This window comes from Paraburkholderia jirisanensis, from assembly GCF_054782355.1.
On record NZ_BAAGSQ010000002.1, the window covers coordinates 37,906 to 55,870 of the forward strand.

Below are 17,965 nucleotides of genomic sequence, written 5' to 3' on the forward strand. Positions count from 1 at the left end.
CGGGCTTTCACAGACATCACTCCCCAACCAGAAACACGCGTGTAATCGGCCGCTTCAACGCCGCTGCGCCGATGCTCACCTCGAGCCCGGTCACCGCGCGCGGAATCGGCGCATTGCCCAGTTGCGGCACTTTGAGGTTGTTGACGTTATCGTTCATCGACGATTGCACATCCTTCGCTTGCGTGGTCCAGCCGACCTTCGGCACATATAGACGCGCGGTAATCACGCCGATGCCGCCCATCAGCGGTACTGCGCTCCAGTTGCTGTCTTCGTCGCCGGACAGCGCATGGCGTACTTCTCCAAGATTCTTCAGCGGCGGCGATGCATGACGCGTAATGAGGCCGTCCGACACGCGATAGCGAATCACCTGCAGGCGCGGCGCAACGCCCGGCGCATTCAACTCGCGCACGATCTGCAGCCCGCTGCTCGACGCGGAAATCGCCGGCTGGCCGACCTCGTCTTCGGTGGCGGCCAGGCGCGCATCAATGCGCATCTGGTCGAACAGCTGCGCGAACACGCGCTCGTCTTCCATCGCTTTCGAAATCGTCTCGCGGCCGCGCACGATCTGATCGAGACCGCGGTACGACAGCACCGCGATCACCGCGAGAATCGCAATCGCCACCAGCAGCTCGATCAGCGTAAAGCCGCGCGCCGCGCGGCCGCGCCCATGCGCCTGCGTTCGCGCTTGCTTCGGTCCTGCTATGCCGCGTTCAAAGCGGCCGGTTCGTTTCATTCGGGACCACCGTCACCATCTGCGCCAACTCGCCGGACCGGCCCGGCATCGTGACCGTCACTTCGACTTTGCGAAACACCGGGTTGGGTGTTCCGCTCACGCGTTCGGTGCAGATCAGCTGCAGGTTGCCCTGCGAACAATCAAAACTTTGTGCGCCGATTTCAGGCCACGCATGTGTCAGGCGCAACTGCGCCAGCGTGTTGTCGGCGCTCCAGCCCGCCAGCAGACGGCGATGCAGATCCGCTTCGCCGTTGGCGAGCGTGCCGACCGCACGCAGCGATGCAGCCAGTGCTACCGCGATGATCGTGAGCGCCACCAGCACTTCGATCATCGTGAAACCGCGTGCGGCGCGCGGCGACGACCGAGGCGAGCGCGGCGCCACTACCCCACGCGCCCGACCACGAAACCCTGCGCGCTGCATCATCAATGCACCTCGTAGCGGCCGTTGCCGGTGCCGACGACGGTCGCACTGCCGGCCCCCGAAAACAGCGTGACGCTGACCGGCGTATCGATGCTCTCGGTACCGAACAACACCTGGCTGCGCTGCGCATCCGAACCATTCGACCCGGGGTACGTAATCGACACGCCCGTCACGCCGCCTTCCCAGCGACGCGGCCCGAGCAGGTCGTCGCGCAGCGGGCGCCAGCCGTCGTCGGTGCGGACTTCGAAACGAAACCCGCCATCCTGCGGGGTCCACACGATCGGCCGCGCGCGCACCTGCGCCTCGTCGCCGGCCGATTCGAACAGCAGCGCGAGACGCTGCGCTTCCTCGTTCAGATCGGTACGTGGATTACGCGACAGCGACAACGAAGCAAGCGACACCAGCAACCCCGCGATGACCAGCACCACCATCATCTCGAGCAGCGTGAAGCCGCGCTGACGCCGTGCGCGCGCGGCGCCGGACGGCGCCCGCGCAGCGCGCAGCCGGGACGAGGTGCAAAAGAATGAACGCATGGCGCCGGAAACCGCAGCTAGGCGAAGAGGCAAGTCGATAAACGCAAGAGCGGCCTTACTGCATCACTGCCACGAACCGACGTCGGCGTCGTTGCCTTCGCCGCCCGCCTTGCCGTCGGCGCCGTAACTGAACACATCGATTTCACCGTGCACGCCCGGATTCAGATACTGGTACGCGTTACCCCACGGATCGTTCGGCAGACGCTCGAGATAACCGCCGTCCTTCCAGTTGTTCGGCACCGGTTCGGTGGTGGGCTTTTCGACCAGCGCGCGCAGGCCTTGCTCCTGGGTCGGATAGCGGCCGTTGTCGAGGCGATAGAGTTTCATCGCCTGCATCATCGTGCCGATATCCTGCTTCGCGGCGACGCGCCGCGCTTCGTCCGGACGGCTCATGATCTTCGGCACGATCAGCGCGGCCAGAATGCCGAGAATCGCGATCACGACCATGATTTCGATCAGCGTGAACCCCCGTTGACGACGGGCACGCACACCCGCGATTTCCGTACGGCGATTCGTCCACGTTTGCATGATTTGCTACCTCGTTTCAGTAAAGTGTCGAGCGATCGGGCTTTGCCCGACCCGTTGCTTGTGTCGCGCGTGCTGTCACGCGCGACATATTGCGCCCAGTGCTATTTCAATCACCGGGCCGGTCATTCTAATGTCACGTAGATGAACGAATTTGGATGCATCGCAGTTTTCACAATCTTCCGTAAAATACAGCGCATGAACTCTCTCCAGATCCGCCTTCTGTCCCTCGTGTGCTTCGCTGCGTTCTGCGCAACCGTCACTTACTGGGTCGTCACGCTGTCGTCGCATTCCGCGCCAGTGCCCGCCGCCGCCGCCCGTCCGCCGGTGTCCGTCGATCAGGCCGCCACGCTGTTCGGCGGCCAGCTCACACGTACCGTGAATCAGGACATCCGTCTGTTCGGCATTCTCGCGCTGCGCCAAGGCGCTGCTGCGATCATCAGCGTCGGCGGCGAACCGCCGCATACCGTGTCGCTTGGCGGCGCCGTGATGCAAGGCACCAAGCTTTCCGAAGTACGTGCGCGCTCGATCGTCATCGATCGCAATGGCGTGCACTCGGAAGTGACCCTGCCTAACCCCGCGCCCGGTCCCACCATCTACGTGCGCTGAACCTGAAATCACCTCAGTGACGACGGCCGCGCCGTTCGTCACTGCACCAGGTTGTTCAGCTCGATGATCGGCATCATCACCGCCAGCACGATCACCAGCACCACGCCGCCCATCGCCAGAATCAGCAGCGGCTCCAGCAGACTCGTCAAAAACATCGTGCGCCGTTCCAGCTCGCGCGATTCGCCTTCGGACGCGCGGTCGAGCATCGTCGTCACGTCGCCGGTCGCTTCACCCGAGCGGATCAGGTGCACCAGCACCGGCGGAAAGGTCTTCGTATTGCCGAGCGCGCGCGACAGCGACGTGCCTTCGCGCACGCGCACGATCGCATCGTCGATGTTCTCGCTCATCGCGCGGTTGCTGAGCGTTTCGCCGGCGGCTTGCAGCGCGCGCAGGATCGGCACGCCGGCCGCCGTCAGAATGCCGAGCGTGCTGGCAAAGCGCACGGTGTTATAGCCGCGCACCAGCTGGCCGAGCAGCGGGGCGGTGAGCAGCCAGCGATCGAATGCGAGCCGCGGGCCGGGCTGCGACAGAATCGTGCGCACCAGATAAACCACCACCGCGACGCCGATCAGCACCGCCCACCAGTAGCTGCGCACGAAAGCCGACAGCGCCATCATCATGATGGTCAAAAAGGGCAGCTGCTGTTTGGTGGTGGCGAACACGTTGACCACCTGCGGCACCACGTAGCTCAACAGGAAGGTCACGATGCCGAATGCGATCAGCGTGACGACCGCCGGGTACGTGAACGCCAGCACGATCTTCTGCTTCAGTGCGTTGCGCTGCTCGATGTAATCGGCCAGACGCGACAGCACGAGACCAAGCTTGCCGGTGTGCTCGCCGGCGGCCACCAGCGCGCGATAGATATCCGGAAAATCCTTCGGATGCTGCGACAGCGCATTAGCCAGCGAGTGGCCACCCACCACTTCAGAGCGAATCGACGCCATCAGCTCGCGGATGTAGTCGCGCTCCGATTGCTCGGTCAGCACCGACAGCGCTTCGTCGAGCGGCAGGCCGGCGATCAGCAGGCTGGCGAGCTGGCGCGTCAGGATCGCCTGCTCGCGCTGCGACAGCTTGCGGCCCAGCGACAAACGCTGCGTGCGTTCGCCGCGAGTGCGCGTCGACGCTGGCTCGACGACCAGCGGCGTGAGACCCTGCGAGCGCAATTGCGTACGCGCGCCGCGCGCGCTGTCCGCATCGAGCACGCCTTTTTGCGCCTTGCCCGTCGCGTCGATTGCTTCGAACCGGAATGCTGGCATCCGTTTACTCTCCGCCCGTCACACGTATTACTTCCTCGAGCGAGGTCAGGCCCGTGGACAACCACCGGTTGCCGTCCTCGCGCAGCGTGCGCATGCCCGCTCCGCGGCCGGCAGTGAGAATTTCGGCGTCGGATGCGTTGCGGTGAATCAGCGCGCGGATCGGTTCGTCGATCAGCAGCAGTTCGTATACGCCGCGTCGGCCGGAGTAGCCTGAGTGGCCGCACTTCGGGCAGCCTACCGGGTGCCATTGCTTGACGCCGTCTTCTTCGCGCTCTTCCTTGCATACCGGGCACAGGCGCCGCACCAGACGCTGTGCGAGCACACCGAGCAGCGACGAAGCCAGCAGATACGGCTCGACACCCATGTCGGTCAAACGTGTGACCGCCGAAGCGGCATCGTTCGTGTGCAGCGTCGCGAGCACAAGGTGGCCCGTCAGCGATGCCTGCACTGCGATCTGCGCCGTTTCCAGATCGCGGATTTCGCCGATCATGATCACGTCCGGATCCTGACGCAGGATCGAACGCAGCGCACGCGCGAAGGTCATGCCGATCCGCTCGTTCACCTGCGTCTGGCCGATGCCGCCGAGGTCGTATTCGATCGGGTCTTCGACGGTCATGATGTTGGTCGTGGCCGTCTCGAGACGCGACATCGACGCGTAAAGCGTCGTCGTCTTGCCCGAACCGGTCGGGCCCGTGACCAGTACGATGCCGTGCGGGCGCGCGATCAGCTTGTCGAACTGGCCAAGCGTATCGGCGGCCATGCCGAGCGCTTCGAGATTCAGGCGCGCCGCGTCCTTTTCCAGCAGACGCAGCACCGCGCGTTCGCCGTGGCCGGTCGGCAGCGTCGAAACGCGCACGTCCACCGGGCGGCCGCCGACACGCAGCGTAATCCGGCCGTCCTGCGGCAGACGCTTTTCCGCAATATCCAGCTGCGCCATGATCTTGATCCGCGAGATCAATGCGCCGTGCAGTGCCTTCTTCGGCCGCACCACGTCGCGCAGCGTACCGTCGACGCGAAAGCGCACCACCGACGAGTTTTCGAACGGCTCGATGTGAATATCCGAAGCCTGTTCGCGCGCGGCCTGCGTGAGCAGTGCGTTGATCATCCGGATAATCGGCGCATCGTCTTCGGACTCGAGCAGATCCTCGACTTCCGGAATGTCCTGCATCAGCCGCGACAGATCGACTTCGCCTTCCACTTCGCCGACCACCTGCGCCGCGCTGCCGTCCTGGCGCGCGTAGGCAGCGTTGATCGCCTGCGCGAGTTCGTCGGCCGGCACCCTCACAACCGAAAGCGCGCCGAAATTACGCGCCACTTCCGCAAGCGCCGCACTGCTGGTTCGATCGCTGATCCACACTTCGATCGAATCCGCGTGCTGGTGCGCGACCAGGATCTGGCCGCTTCTCGCAAAGCCATACGGCACGAGACGGGCCGCAAGCTGCGACGGCGGCACGCGCTCGCCGGGAACCAGCGCGCGCTCGCCGTCCGGAATCGCATCCGCTGCCTGTGCGAGCGCTTGTGTCACTGCGTGCCTCCCGGAAGCTGGGTGGCCCGGGTGTTGGGCGTCGGAACCGGAGTGGGAACCGCGGCCGGGGCCTGCGGAGAAACCGCACCCGGCGGCGCCACCTGATTACGCCGCATCTGGTCGAGATTGAACAGGTTCATCGCCGGCACACCGCCCTGGCTCGGGCCGATCGGCATCGGCGGCAGCACCGGATCGTCGTTGTCCTTGATCAGGCGGTTATCCGTCTTGTACGCGCCGACTACGCCCTGGACATAGTCGTAGCGGTTCGACGTAACGGCCTGCGCGGTACTGCGATCGTTCACGATCACCGGGCGCAGGAACACCATCAGGTTGGTCTTCGAGCGGGTCTTCTGTTCCGAGCGGAATAGCTGGCCGATCCACGGGATATCGCCCAGCAGCGGCACCTTGCTGTTGCTGACCGAGTAGTTATCCTGCATCAGGCCGCCCAGCACGATGATCTCGCCGTCGTCGGCAAGCACCGTCGACTGGATCGAACGCTTGGTGAACTCCGGGCCAGCCGGGTTCGTCGCGGCATTGTTGGTGCCGGCCACGATTGCCGAGTCTTCCGTGTAAAGCTGGAGCTTCAAGATGCCGCCGTCGGTGATCTGCGGCTTGATGTGCAGCGTCAAACCGACGTCGACCCGGTCGAACGTGTTGAACGCCGCAGCCGTGCTGCCGCTCGTCAGATTCGAAAACGAACCGGTCTGGATCGGCACGTTCGTGCCGACCACGATCTTCGCTTCCTCGTTGTCCAGTGTAATGAGATTAGGCGTCGACAGCACGTTTGCGTCATCGGTCGTGGACAGCGCCTGCAGCAGCGCGCCGAGCCCCTGCACACCGAAAATATTGTGAATCCAGCCGACGTTCAGGCCGTTCGCCAGAGGCGCATTGGCGATCGCCCCCGCGAGGCCGCCGCCGGTCGCGCCGGCCGCCGCCGCTGCCGCCGTCAGATTGACGATGCTATTGCCCGCGCCCGGCAGGTTCGTACCGGCCAGGATCGAATTGTTCGCAATCTGCCACTGAATACCGAGATTGGCGTTGGTGTTCGAGTTCAGCTCGACGATCAGCGCCTCGATATACACCTGAGCGCGGCGCGAATCGAGCTGCTCGATCACGTTGCGCAAGTTGCGGTACACCGGCTCGGGCGCGGTGATGATCAGCGAGTTGGTGGACGTATCGGCGGTGATCATGCCGCCCTGGGTGTCTTCGTCGCTATCTTTGTCGCCGCCGAGGAGGCCGCCGCTGCCGTTGCCCTGGCCGCCGCCATACGAACCGCCGCCGCTGCCGCCGCCCAGCGAACTGCCGCTGCCGAGCGAGCTGCCGCCGCCGAACGAGCTCGACGAGCCACCCGGCAACGGCGGCGTGCCCGACGCGCCGGTCGAGCCGCTACCGCCACCGCCGCCCTGGCTAAAAGAATTCGCGCCGCTGCCGTTGCCGCCCGCGCCGCCGGCGCTCGACGAATCGCCGCCGCCCTTGCCGAGCATGCCGCGCAAGGTCTTGGCGAGCTTCAGCGCGTCGGCATTGCGCAGCGGGACCACATGGATATTGCCGGGCTGCGAAGTCGGCGCGTCGAGCTGGCTCGCCAGCGTCCTCGCCGCGGCCAGACGCCCGCCGTTCGACGCACGCAGCAACAGCGAGTTGGTGCGCGGGTCTGCAGAAACCGATACCTTCAGCGTCGCATCGGTACTGCCGATCGCGCCCGGATCGAGCATCTTCGTCAGCGTCTGTGCGGCATCCAGTGCGTTCGCGTTCTTTAGCGGCACGACGGCGACCTGTTGACCCGCCGCCGTATCGACGCCCGCGATGATCTCCGCGATGCGCCGCACGTTGTCCGCGTAGTCGGTCACGACCAGCGTGTTGTTGGCCGGATAGGCCGCCACCGTGTTATTGGGCGAAATCAGCGGACGCAGCACCGGCAGCAGGTTGTTGGCCGACTCGTTCTTCAGCTGGAACACCTGCGTGACGATCTGGTCGCCGCGCGCCGTCGGCGCGTTGCCCACATAAGTCGGCACGCCTTGCAGCTTCGCATCGGCTTCGGGCACGACTTTCAGTACGCCGTGATCCTGCACCAGCGAGAAGCCTTGCATGCGCAACGCGGACTGCAGCGTTTTCAGCGCCTGATCTTCCGGTACCGGGTTCTCCGATACCAGATTCAGCTGACCCTTGACACGCGGGTCAACAATGATGGTCTTGTTGGTCGCCGCACCGATGGTCTTGGCCACCTGATCAATGTCAGCGTTCACGAAGTTCAGCGTGACCTGTGCGTGCGCGAGTGGTGCGGCGAACAAACCAGCCACCACCAGCGCCGTTGCCGTGCGACGCAATGCCATACGATTTCTATTCATGGATGTGATCAGGATGCCGGCGCCACGCGCCGACTGTTCGCTGCGAATACCCCAGTACGGCAACGCGCCGTGGTCTGCTGGCAAACTCGACGGGTTGCGTTTGACCCATCAGGTGCCGCCGGTCCGGTATTCGGAAAGCCAGAACAGTAACAGCTTTTCGTGTCGGAAATGTCACAAAACAAAGCGCTTCCGTAAGATCCCCCTAGCCGGCCTAAGCGCCGTAAGGGGTTGAAAGCATTGGCTTTGAGCGATTGCACAATGTCACACGGACGTCCTGCTTCGCAGGGTATATGTCGGCTGGAGAACATTGACGCGGGACCGCTTGCCGGTATGATACGGGCGGTTCGATCGGGCAGCGCCGCCTGGCAAGCACGGGTTTTCCCCGATGGTGCGGGGTTTATTGCTCGGCTTTGTCAGCCGCCGTGCGCCACCGCACCGTGTTTACTTTTTTGTTTTGATTTGCTTAGTGCTCTTGATAGTCATCTCGATAGTCCTTTAGTGAAATGAAGCCGACCCTTCTAACTGTCGCCGCTGGGCTTGCCGCGCTGCTCGCAACTGGGGCCGCGCACGCGGATTGTTTCGACGAAGCGGCGAACTATCAGAAGGTGAATCCGCTGATCCTGCGTGCGATCGCCTGGCAAGAATCGCATAACACTCCGAGCGCAATGCACAAGAATGCGAACGGGTCGACGGATTACGGCGTGATGCAGATCAACTCCGTGCATCTGCCAGTACTTGCACAATATGGCATTTCCAGCGGGACGCTGATGGAGCCATGCAAGAATGTCTACATCGCCGCGTGGCACTTGCGTCAGAAAATGAACAAGTACGGCAATACGTGGCAGGCGGTGGGCGCTTATCACTCTGAAACACCCACGCTGCGCGACACTTACGCACGGCAAATCGTCGCTATCCTGCAGAAATGGAAGCTGATGCCGGCGCAGTAAGGCCGCAATATTAGCATCCTGCCGCGGCGCTCGCTGACGGCGCCTCCGGACGGCCCCCTGACATTTGATGCACAATGCGGCTTCGCGCCGCTGCTCGCGCGCGCCTTCCATCACTTGCGAACTGCGATGAACCAGCCGCCACTGCCGGTCACCGTGCTCTCCGGTTTTCTCGGTGCCGGCAAGACCACGCTTCTCAATCACATTCTCGCGAACCGCGCCGGCCTGCGCGTCGCGGTGATCGTCAACGATCTCGCAGCCGTCAATATCGACGCCGCGCTGGTGCGCGATGCGGCCGAGCTTTCGCATGTCGAAGAACGGCTCGTCGAGATGTCGAACGGCTGCATCTGCTGCACGCTGCGCGACGATCTGCGCACGGAAATCCAGCGGCTCGCGGAGGAAGGGCGCTTCGATGCGATTCTGATCGAATCGACTGGCGTCGCGGAACCGATGCCGATCGCCGAGACCTTTGCCTTCGCTGACGACGACGGCGCTTCGCTTGGCGATATCGCGCGGCTCGACACGATGGTCACGGTCGTCGATGCGTTCAATTTTCTGCGCGACTATGCGTGTGCCGACGGACTGGCCGAACGCGGCATCGCGGCATCGGAAGAAGACGACCGCACCATCGTCGAACTGCTGATCGACCAGATCGAATTCTGCGACGTGCTGGTGGTCAACAAGGCAGATCTGGTCAGCGCCGACGAACTTGAAAAGCTGCAGCGCATACTCACCGAGGTAAATCCGCGTGCGGTGCAGGTCGTCAGCGAGTTCGGCAAGGTGCCACTCGAAGAAGTGCTCGATACGAAGCGCTTCGATTTCGACGAGGCGTCGAACGCACCCGGCTGGCTGGCTTCGATGCAGCACGATGATGAGCATGCTCATCATCATCGCGAAGGTGAAGCGGACAAATACGGGATCGGCCATTTTGTTTATCAGGCGCGCCGGCCGTTTCATCCTGAACGTTTATGGGCGCTGCTGCATCAGGAATGGAAAGGTATCCTGCGTACTAAAGGCTTTTTCTGGCTTGCCACACGTAATGATGTGGGCGGTACGTTGTCGCAAGCGGGCGGCGCCTGTCGTCATGGACCGGCCGGTACCTGGTGGGCGGCGCAAGACCGTAGCGAATGGCCAGAAGGCGACGACGAACTGTTGGCCGAGATCGCGGCGGATTGGTACGGCGATCCGAACGACTTTTCGGTCGGCGACCGTCGCCAGGAACTGGTAATGATAGGTATCCAGATCGATCCGGCGCTGTGGCGCGCCAAACTCGACGCGTGCCTGCTGACCGATGCCGAATATGCGCTCGGTGTAGAAGGGTGGAAAGCCTTCCCGGATCCATTCCCAAGCTGGGACGTGAACTTCGAAGACACCGACGACGAGCACGCGGATCACGACCACCACGATCATGACCATGACGACGACGGTCACGGCCATTCGCATTGAGTGCGGCTTTAAGCAGCCCGATTGAAGTGATCAAATGAAGTAGTCAAACGATTCGGCCGGCTGATTGCCGGCCGAACGCTTTGTGCGGCGGCAAATGCGACAACCGCAACAAACGCGACAAACGAGCGTCCTAAAAACCGAACACGCTAAAACCGATCGCCGCACTGCAAAACTCAACAAAACACAGACAAAAAAAACCCGCCGTCAGGCGGGTGTCAACAAATCAAACTAGCGTTTGCTTAGCGCTTGTTGACTGCGTCCTTGAATGCTTTGCCAGCCGTGAACTTAACCGTCTTGGCGGCCGGAATCTTGATGGTTTCGCCGGTCTTCGGGTTGCGGCCCGTACGTGCTGCCCGCTTGCCCGAACCGAAGCTGCCGAAGCCGATCAACTGAACTGAATCACCCTTCGACACTGCCTTCTTGATGACTTCAAGCAGCGTGTCCAGCGTTTCGCCGGTTTGAGCCTTGCTGGCGCCCGTCTGACCTGCGACGGCGTCGATCAGTTCCTGTTTGTTCATTAAGGTTCCTTTCTGGTTTAGGTTGACACGAACAGCGCGAACGCGCCGATTATACGTGCGCGCGCCGCGCCGTCGAGCAGCGACGGCTTGGGAGTTCCCCCGACCCGAGCAATGCGATGCCGCACTGCATCGAACACCGTGCTGCCGCTTCCCTCGCGGCGCTTGCTATGATAGCGCAGCGCAAACCCTTTCTGGACAAGGGTTTCGAAGAATTACACAGCGCCATGCCTGATCCAGCATGGAATCCGGGAAATTGCGTATCGATAGCCTCGGATTGCAGCCGCAAGCAATGGTTAAAGCCGCTTTAGCGTTGGTTTTTGCCAACGTTTTCGACTGCTCGCGAAGCGCTGAAAGCCCCGCCACAAGGGTATCCTGGCGGTTTTTGACGGTGCCGGAAGCGAACCGTCCGACCGTTTTTCACTTCGCATGACTGCCACGCTCACTCTCGCCGCACTCGCTTTTCGTGCCGACGGCACCCAATACTCACCCCGCTACGAAGACATTTATCACAGCGCGGTCGGCGCTTTCGAGCAAGCCACCCACGTCTATCTGCACGGCAACGGGTTGCCCGAGCGGTGGTGCGAGCGGCGCGTTTTCACCGTGCTGGAAACGGGTTTCGGCGTCGGCGTCAATTTTCTGGCGACATGGGCGCAGTGGCGCGCCGACCCGCGGCGCTGCGAACGTCTGCATTTTGTGTCGACGGAGATGTACCCGTTTTCGCAAGCGGATTTGCGCAGCGCACTCGACGCGATCGTTGCAAATGCACCGATTTCGGCACTTGCACAAGAGCTGGTTGATGCATGGCCGATGCTCGTGCCTGGCACGCACCGTCTCGAATTTGAAGGCGGCCGCGTCACGCTGACGCTGGTGCTCGGCGACGCATCGCAGACGTTAGCTACGCTTTGGCTGCGCGCCGATGCGTTTTATCTTGATGGCTTCGCGCCCGCGAGGAATCCCGAACTGTGGAGTGCCGCGATCTTTCGCGCGCTGGCGCGCGTCGCAGGCGAGGACGCCACCGTAGCGACCTACACGAGCGCCGGCGACGTCAAGCGCGGACTCGCGCAAGCAGGTTTCGAAATCCGAAAGGTCGACGGCTTCGGCTGGAAACGTACGATGCTGGTCGGACATTTCGCACCGCGCTGGCGCGTGCGTCGTTACGAACCGCCATTGCCGCTACCAGTCAGCGAACGGCACGCGGTCGTGATCGGCGCAGGGCTCGCCGGGTGCGCATTGATCGAGCGGCTCACGGCGCGCGGTTGGCACATCACGTCGCTCGAGCGGCATCGCGCGGCAGCACAAGAAGCTTCGGGCAATCCCGCCGGTGTGTTTCATCCGATGTTGTCGCGCGACGATAGCGTCGCATCGCGCATCACGCGTGCAGGTTTTCTCTATGCGTTGCAGCGCTGGTCGAAGCTTGGCGATGCGTCCTCGCAGTTGATGCGCGGCGCGCGCGGTTTGCTGCAAGTCGCCGAAAGCGAAGAGGAAGCGCGTGCATTCGCACAGGTGCTTGAAACGCTTGGGTATCCCACAGAATTCGTCGCGTCGGTGTCGCGCGACGATGCTCAGCAATTCTCAGGAATATCGGTTGCGCGCGGTGGCTGCTATTTTCCGCACGGCGGCTGGATCGATCCGGCCGCGCTTTGCGCAGCGCAATGCGCAGCGGCGGGCGCGTTGCTCGAACGGCGCTTTGGCGTCGAGGCGGCGCGTATCGAACGATCCGGCGATCAATGGATGGTCTACGACACGACGGGTCAAGCGGTTGTGCGCGCACCGGTCGTGATCGTTGCAAATGCACACGAAGCGGCGCGCATTGCGGCGCTGTCGCACGCGCCGACGCGCAGCGTGCGCGGTCAATTGACGCTAATGCCCGCAGGTAGTGCGCCCGATCTGCGCGTGCCGGTAATCGGCGAAGGTTACGCGGTGCCGCTCGCCGATGGCATCACGCTGACCGGCGCGACCTACGACATCGACGACCCCGACCCGGCACTGCGTGCCGAAGGCCATATCGAAAATGTCGAACGCGTCGCGAACATGCTGCCTTCGTTCGCCGCTGCGCTCAAAACACAGCAAGCGTTCGACGGACGCGTCGCATTCCGCTGCGTCGCGAGCGATCGCATGCCGATGATCGGCGCGCTCGCCGACGAAGCCGCCGCAATCGCCGACGCGGTTCGCCTGCGCGGCGCATGGCCACGCGACTTGCCGCGCGCCGACGGACTATACGGCGCGTTTGCGTACGGCTCGCGTGGCCTCGTGTGGGCCGCACTTGGCGCCGAACTGATCGCCTCGCAAATCGACGGCGAGCCCTGGCCGATCGAACGCGAGCTCGCCGAAGCCATCGACCCCGCGCGTTTCCTGCTGCGCGCGTTGCGGCACGACGCGTTCAACTGATCCCGAAGACCCCAAAACCCAGCGCTTCGCCGCGATGCCGGTTATCCACGCCAACATGTGGATAACCGGTTGAAGGCTGGTCGAAACCCGTGTGGACTCGATGTGGACGTAAACGGGGTAACTCGGCAAACCGCGCAAAGCCTGAAAAGTTATTCCGGTAAACCTTCTGCGCCCACACACGCTGTGCGTCTGGTTATGCGGTCTGCAAAACCATGATTCGCTTCGGTAAACCAAGGTTATCCACAGAAATGGTGCTGCCTTGTTAACTGCTACTACATATATATACAGGTAAACATATCGATAAAGACACGCGCTGCCTGTCGGCACAGGTCGATCGACCAACACCAGACAGACGAACCCAACGACACAGCTTCGAAGCTGAACCTCTCAACCCAGGCGAAACCGGAAGGCGGAACCGCCGTCGCAGAACGCGTAGTTGGGCACGCCAACCCCTCTCCAAACCCCGCCTCGCTGATCCAAAACCGCCCGCAGAAAGGTCGGTTTTTCCTGATATCTACCAGATAACGTACGTTTTACCTCTTTGACGGTGAGTTCGACGCCAATTGCAACAGGATGTACGGAAGCTATGGCACAATCGCCGTTCTTCACGCGTCGTCTATCGTGTTTCGCGACGGACGCAAACGCACCAAAGGAACGGTTGGCGGCCAATCAGAATCTGATTCGACAGTCGACGGCGTTCTATCACCCGCGCCTGGACCGTGCGCCGCTGTGGCAGTCCTCGAGGGCAGGCCTAGATGGCAGTCCTGGCGTGTTCGTCCAGTTTTTCACCCGATCGTTGACAACGCGCAACGCTGGTCGGCGCGATGCGGTGGTTGTGTGCCCGCTTCGCATCCCGCTGGCCGCCGGCCCCATGAGCTCCGCTGTGAGCGCCCCATGTGCCGGCTCGAAACGCTTGCGCTTGTCGCAAAGGAGAAGCCACCACGATGAAGTCGGCGTTTTCATTCTTTCCCGCCTGGCCGTTGACCCCGGATGCCATCTTCTGGGCAGGCCTCGCGCTGCTGGCCGCGGGTCTGTGCGGCGAGCTGTGCTACCGCGCATGGCATCTGCCGCGTATTTCCGGTTACGCAGTAATCGGACTGATCGCAGGTTCAGCCGGCTCCGGCGTAATCGATGCCGATGCCGCCAGTGCGGCACGTCCGTTGCTGGATGTGGCGTTGGGACTGTTGCTGTTCGAGCTCGGTAGCCGCCTCGACCTGCGCTGGATCCGCCGCAACACGTGGCTGATCCTGTCGAGCATCGCGGAAGCCACGTTGACCTTCGTGCTGGTGCTGACCGTGCTGCTGCTTGCGCACGTGCAGGTGATGACCGCGATGGTGCTCGCGTCGATTTCGATGGCCACTTCGCCGGCGATGGTGATCCAGCTGAAAACCGAGCTGCGCGCGGAAGGCCAGGTCACGCAGCGTTTGATGACGCTCACCGCGTTGAACAGCATGTATGCCGTCGTTATCGAAAAACTTGCGTCGGGCTGGCTGCATCAGGAGACGTACGGCAATGTTTTTGCCACGATCCTGCAGCCGCTCTATCTGCTGGTTGGCTCTCTGATTCTTGCGTATCTGCTGGCACGCGCCTGTACCTTTTTCTATCGCCGCGTGAACATGCAGGACGAGCATTCGTTCGTCGCGCTGTTCGGCATGGTGCTGCTGGCCATCGCCATCGCGCACGTGTTCAAGCTGTCGACCATCCTTAGCCTGCTGGCGGCCGGCATCATCGTCAAAAATCTGGAAGCGCGCCCGCAGTTGTGGCCGCAACATTTCGGCACTGCCGGCTGGCTGCTGACCGTGATCCTGTTCGTGCTGACGCTGACCACCTTCGAATGGCGCGATATCGCGCTCGGCGGCGTGGCCGCGCTGGGTCTGATCGTGGCGCGGCTGATCGCCAAGCTGGTCGGCGTGCTCGCGTTCGCCAAGCCGAGCGGGCTGAACTGGAAGCAGGGCGCGGCGCTCGGGCTGTCGTTGTCGCCGATGTCTGCGCTCGCCTATCTGCTGGTGGACGACACCTATACGCTGTATCCGAACTTCGACCCGACCTTGCGCGCGATCATGATGTGCTCGATCGTCGTGCTGCAACTGGTCGGGCCGTGGCTCGTCTATCGCAGTCTCGCGCTGGTCGGCGAGCGCCGCGAGTAAGCAAGCGGACAGCAAGAAAAGCGATTAACCCGAATCAAGGCACGCCATGTCACTCGAAACTTTCGTCGATTCGAAACCGTTTACGTTCGGGATCGAACTCGAAATGCAGATCGTCAATACGCATGACTATGATCTGACCAAAGCCGCCTCCGACCTGTTGCGGCTCATCAAGGACGAAAAGATTCCCGGCAACATCACGCCGGAAATCACCGAAAGCATGATCGAGCTGTCGACCGGCATCTGCACGACGCACGAGCAGGCGGTCGCCGATCTGCACACGATTCGCGACACGCTGGTCGCCGCCGCCGACCGTTTGAACGTCGGCCTGTGCGGCGGCGGTACACACGCGTTCCAGCAATGGAGCGAACGGCAGATCGTCGATACGCCGCGTTTTCAGTATCTGTCTGAGCTGTATGGCTATCTGGCCAAGCAATTCACCGTGTTCGGCCAGCACGTGCACATCGGCTGTCCAGATTCGGATAGCGCGTTGTTCCTGCTCCATTCGATGTCCCGATTCATTCCGCATTTCATTGCGCTGTCGGCTTCTTCGCCGTATGTGCAAGGTGTCGATACCGGCTTTCACTCGGCGCGTCTGAATTCGGTGTTTGCGTTTCCACTATCGGGACGCGCGCCGTTCGTGCTGACGTGGGACAGCTTCGAAGAGTACTTTTCGAAGATGGTTCACACGGGTGTCGTCAACAGCATGAAAGATTTCTACTGGGACATTCGCCCGAAGCCCGGTTTCGGCACGATCGAAGTACGCGTAATGGATACGCCGCTGTCAGTCGATCGCGCCGCGGCGATTGCCTGCTATATCCAGACCCTGGCGCGCCATCTTCTTTTGGATAAACCCCTTACGCCAAAAGAGGACGACTACCTCGTCTATACCTTTAACCGCTTCGAAGCGTGCCGTTTCGGTCTGGCCGGCACCTGCATCGATCCGCAAACCGGTGAGCGCCGAACCATTTCGGAAGATATTCTTGCGACACTCGATCGAATCGCGCCGCATGCCGAAGCATTAGGCTCAGCCAAGGCATTGGACGAAATCGGCGCGATCGCACGCGGCCAGGTCAACGACGCGACGTGGCTGCGCGAGGTGTTTAGCGAAGAGAAGTCGCTTCATGAGGCGGTGCGGCAGCAGTGCCTGCAGTGGCGCGCCTGAGCGCAATGTTCCGTTCAGGCCATCGAGAACCCGCTTCAGGCGGGTTTTTTTTTCGTTTATGAACGCCCAGCTTCGGCCTTCAGGTTATTTCCAATGTTTACATATACAAACGTAGTAGTAGTTAACAAGCATTGGCCCTGGCTGTGGACAACGGAATAATTGCCTGAAAAGTCAAAGAGCTGCGAAAACCATAAGCCTGCGGATGACCAGTGCACGGCGGCCGGGAAAGGCTGACAACTTGATTGCCCTGACCACCGCGTCCGACCTTATCCAGAATTCACGCACAGCGAGTCACAAGTCTTTTCCCGTGGTTATCCACAGATTGCGTTGGACAACTTAGCTGTACGATTTGCCGCTCTCGAATAGAATGACGACTTCGCCGCTGCGAGTGGTCACGTTGCCCAGGTTTGTCATGAACCGTGCAGCGTTCGCTGCGGACAAGTTGAGAGTGTGCGACTCTCGAATGACGCGCCGGCACAGGCGCGCACAGCAGGACATTTTTGAGATAGTAGGATTCGGCTCGCCGGCCTTTCTGGCGAACAACCCCACACGGTGCCGACCGGGTTTGCCGATAGGGCAAAACGCGGCGGCACGCTGTCAATAACCAACGAATGACTATGAGCGAAGGCGTATACGGAGAGCAGGCAGCCGGGCGGGTGACCCACAGCCTGCTGCGACTCAGCACGGCAATGCGTAGCCAGGCATGGGAATGGGCGGAAGGCGCAGGCCTCACGCCCACGCAAGGTGAAATCCTCGTGCTGCTGATGCAGCGCAAAGGCCCGATGCGTCTCGGCGAGATCGCACGTGAAACGGCGTTGACCGCCGCGACCACGAGCGATGCGGTGAGCACGCTGGAAGGCAAGGGTCTGGTCGAGAAGCGGCGCGCACTGGACGACGGACGGGCGCTGGCAGTCCGCCTGACGGCACGCGGGCGCACTGCGGCCAAGCGCGCGGCGCAATGGCCGGACTTCCTGGCCAAGGCAGTCGGCACGTTGCCTGACGTCGAGCAGACGGTGTTCTACCGGACGCTGCTGAAGACCGTCCGGCAACTCGAAGTGCAAGGTCACATCCCGCTGCACCGCATGTGCGTGACCTGCTCGCATTTCGAACCGAGCAAGAATCCGAAGAAATCCTTGCATCGCTGCGCGCTGCTCGATATCACGATGGCCGATACCGGCCTGCGGCTCGATTGCTCGGTTCACGAAGCGGCGGACATCGCCACACAGAAGAAGACCTGGAAGATTTTCGCGCAGCAAGGCTGACTCGGCTAAACTGCGGTGCCGAAGCGGCGGGCGCGTAAGCGCACCGCGCGGCTTCGGCGAGATTTCCTGCAAATTTTCCTGTGTAACGTCTGCTGGTGGCCTGCTTCGGCCGATTCAGCTGGCTTGGTGCCCTGCCCGGCAGGACGTTGCT

At 62.2% G+C, this 17,965-nt stretch carries 15 protein-coding genes; 7 read left to right on the forward strand and 8 right to left on the reverse strand.

Annotated features, from left to right (window positions below; translation table 11 throughout):
• Nucleotides 1-16: 16 nt before the first annotated feature.
• The 4 genes from ACYVNQ_RS00600 to gspG form a co-directional block, all read right to left on the reverse strand.
• A complete protein-coding gene (locus tag ACYVNQ_RS00600; protein ID WP_460900198.1) occupies nucleotides 17-733 on the reverse strand; it encodes a PulJ/GspJ family protein in 717 nt (238 codons plus the stop codon).
• Entirely contained in the window at nucleotides 711-1,154 is a 444-nt protein-coding gene (gspI, locus tag ACYVNQ_RS00605; protein WP_460900481.1) for a type II secretion system minor pseudopilin GspI, read from the reverse strand. Before gspI ends, ACYVNQ_RS00600 begins: the two co-directional genes overlap by 23 nt.
• A gap of 2 nt (nucleotides 1,155-1,156) precedes the next feature.
• The gene (locus tag ACYVNQ_RS00610; RefSeq protein WP_460900199.1) at nucleotides 1,157-1,687 is read right to left on the reverse strand and encodes a GspH/FimT family pseudopilin; all 531 of its coding nucleotides are present in this window, start codon (nucleotides 1,685-1,687) and stop codon (nucleotides 1,157-1,159) included.
• Nucleotides 1,688-1,750: 63 nt separating this feature from the next.
• A complete protein-coding gene (gene gspG / locus ACYVNQ_RS00615; protein WP_460900200.1) occupies nucleotides 1,751-2,215 on the reverse strand; it encodes a type II secretion system major pseudopilin GspG in 465 nt (154 codons plus the stop codon).
• Between the two features lie 195 nt (nucleotides 2,216-2,410).
• Here gspG and ACYVNQ_RS00620 point away from each other — a divergent pair, with 195 nt between their 5' ends.
• Nucleotides 2,411-2,821, forward strand: coding sequence for a hypothetical protein (locus ACYVNQ_RS00620; RefSeq protein WP_460900201.1), 411 nt, complete (start codon nucleotides 2,411-2,413; stop codon nucleotides 2,819-2,821).
• 38 nt (nucleotides 2,822-2,859) lie between these two features.
• Here ACYVNQ_RS00620 and gspF read toward each other — a convergent pair whose 3' ends face one another.
• Genes gspF through gspD form a run of 3 tightly spaced genes read right to left on the reverse strand, consistent with a single transcriptional unit; the run spans nucleotide 2,860 to nucleotide 7,932 of the window.
• Nucleotides 2,860-4,077, reverse strand: coding sequence for a type II secretion system inner membrane protein GspF (gspF, locus tag ACYVNQ_RS00625; RefSeq protein WP_460900202.1), 1,218 nt, complete (start codon nucleotides 4,075-4,077; stop codon nucleotides 2,860-2,862).
• 4 nt (nucleotides 4,078-4,081) lie between these two features.
• On the reverse strand, nucleotides 4,082-5,569 hold the full coding sequence (gene gspE / locus ACYVNQ_RS00630) for a type II secretion system ATPase GspE (RefSeq protein WP_460900483.1): 1,488 nt from the start codon (nucleotides 5,567-5,569) through the stop codon (nucleotides 4,082-4,084).
• Nucleotides 5,570-5,598: 29 nt separating this feature from the next.
• Nucleotides 5,599-7,932, reverse strand: coding sequence for a type II secretion system secretin GspD (gene gspD, locus ACYVNQ_RS00635; RefSeq protein WP_460900484.1), 2,334 nt, complete (start codon nucleotides 7,930-7,932; stop codon nucleotides 5,599-5,601).
• Between the two features lie 518 nt (nucleotides 7,933-8,450).
• Between gspD and ACYVNQ_RS00640 the strand changes: the two genes are divergently transcribed.
• Nucleotides 8,451-8,894 (forward strand): lytic transglycosylase domain-containing protein, encoded by a 444-nt coding sequence (locus tag ACYVNQ_RS00640; RefSeq protein ID WP_460900203.1) that lies wholly within the window; start codon nucleotides 8,451-8,453, stop codon nucleotides 8,892-8,894.
• A 126-nt stretch (nucleotides 8,895-9,020) separates the two neighbouring features.
• Nucleotides 9,021-10,337, forward strand: coding sequence for a GTP-binding protein (locus tag ACYVNQ_RS00645; protein ID WP_460900204.1), 1,317 nt, complete (start codon nucleotides 9,021-9,023; stop codon nucleotides 10,335-10,337).
• Between the two features lie 239 nt (nucleotides 10,338-10,576).
• On the opposite strand, the gene ACYVNQ_RS00650 is transcribed toward ACYVNQ_RS00645, so the two are convergent.
• A complete protein-coding gene (locus ACYVNQ_RS00650) occupies nucleotides 10,577-10,855 on the reverse strand; it encodes an HU family DNA-binding protein (RefSeq protein ID WP_018441348.1) in 279 nt (92 codons plus the stop codon).
• Nucleotides 10,856-11,281: 426 nt separating this feature from the next.
• Here ACYVNQ_RS00650 and mnmC point away from each other — a divergent pair, with 426 nt between their 5' ends.
• The 4 genes from mnmC (at nucleotide 11,282) to ACYVNQ_RS00670 (ending at nucleotide 17,814) form a co-directional block, all read left to right on the forward strand.
• Complete coding sequence (mnmC, locus tag ACYVNQ_RS00655; RefSeq protein ID WP_460900205.1) at nucleotides 11,282-13,243, forward strand: bifunctional tRNA (5-methylaminomethyl-2-thiouridine)(34)-methyltransferase MnmC2/FAD-dependent 5-carboxymethylaminomethyl-2-thiouridine(34) oxidoreductase MnmC1; 1,962 nt, start codon at nucleotides 11,282-11,284, stop codon at nucleotides 13,241-13,243.
• A 944-nt stretch (nucleotides 13,244-14,187) separates the two neighbouring features.
• Nucleotides 14,188-15,390 carry a cation:proton antiporter gene (locus ACYVNQ_RS00660; protein ID WP_460900206.1) on the forward strand — a complete coding sequence of 401 codons (1,203 nt, stop codon included), beginning with the start codon at nucleotides 14,188-14,190 and terminating at the stop codon, nucleotides 15,388-15,390.
• 46 nt (nucleotides 15,391-15,436) lie between these two features.
• Complete coding sequence (locus tag ACYVNQ_RS00665; RefSeq protein WP_460900207.1) at nucleotides 15,437-16,552, forward strand: YbdK family carboxylate-amine ligase; 1,116 nt, start codon at nucleotides 15,437-15,439, stop codon at nucleotides 16,550-16,552.
• A gap of 617 nt (nucleotides 16,553-17,169) precedes the next feature.
• Nucleotides 17,170-17,814, forward strand: a complete 645-nt coding sequence (locus ACYVNQ_RS00670; RefSeq protein ID WP_460900208.1) for a MarR family winged helix-turn-helix transcriptional regulator — start codon at nucleotides 17,170-17,172, stop codon at nucleotides 17,812-17,814.
• Nucleotides 17,815-17,965 lie beyond the last annotated feature (151 nt).

Excerpts from the sequence above, each read along its gene's own strand:
- ACYVNQ_RS00670 (WP_460900208.1), top strand. The coding sequence starts at position 17,170 with ATGAGCGAAGGCGTATACGGAGAGCAGGCAGCCGGGCGGGTGACCCAC.
- ACYVNQ_RS00610 (WP_460900199.1), bottom strand. The coding sequence starts at position 1,687 with ATGCGTTCATTCTTTTGCACCTCGTCCCGGCTGCGCGCTGCGCGGGCG.
- ACYVNQ_RS00600 (WP_460900198.1), bottom strand. The coding sequence starts at position 733 with ATGAAACGAACCGGCCGCTTTGAACGCGGCATAGCAGGACCGAAGCAA.
- ACYVNQ_RS00620 (WP_460900201.1), top strand. The coding sequence starts at position 2,411 with ATGAACTCTCTCCAGATCCGCCTTCTGTCCCTCGTGTGCTTCGCTGCG.
- gspD (WP_460900484.1), bottom strand. The coding sequence starts at position 7,932 with ATGGCATTGCGTCGCACGGCAACGGCGCTGGTGGTGGCTGGTTTGTTC.
- mnmC (WP_460900205.1), top strand. The coding sequence starts at position 11,282 with ATGACTGCCACGCTCACTCTCGCCGCACTCGCTTTTCGTGCCGACGGC.
- ACYVNQ_RS00645 (WP_460900204.1), top strand. The coding sequence starts at position 9,021 with ATGAACCAGCCGCCACTGCCGGTCACCGTGCTCTCCGGTTTTCTCGGT.
- ACYVNQ_RS00665 (WP_460900207.1), top strand. The coding sequence starts at position 15,437 with ATGTCACTCGAAACTTTCGTCGATTCGAAACCGTTTACGTTCGGGATC.
- ACYVNQ_RS00650 (WP_018441348.1), bottom strand. The coding sequence starts at position 10,855 with ATGAACAAACAGGAACTGATCGACGCCGTCGCAGGTCAGACGGGCGCC.
- gspI (WP_460900481.1), bottom strand. The coding sequence starts at position 1,154 with ATGCAGCGCGCAGGGTTTCGTGGTCGGGCGCGTGGGGTAGTGGCGCCG.
- gspG (WP_460900200.1), bottom strand. The coding sequence starts at position 2,215 with ATGCAAACGTGGACGAATCGCCGTACGGAAATCGCGGGTGTGCGTGCC.
- ACYVNQ_RS00660 (WP_460900206.1), top strand. The coding sequence starts at position 14,188 with ATGAAGTCGGCGTTTTCATTCTTTCCCGCCTGGCCGTTGACCCCGGAT.
- ACYVNQ_RS00640 (WP_460900203.1), top strand. The coding sequence starts at position 8,451 with ATGAAGCCGACCCTTCTAACTGTCGCCGCTGGGCTTGCCGCGCTGCTC.
- gspF (WP_460900202.1), bottom strand. The coding sequence starts at position 4,077 with ATGCCAGCATTCCGGTTCGAAGCAATCGACGCGACGGGCAAGGCGCAA.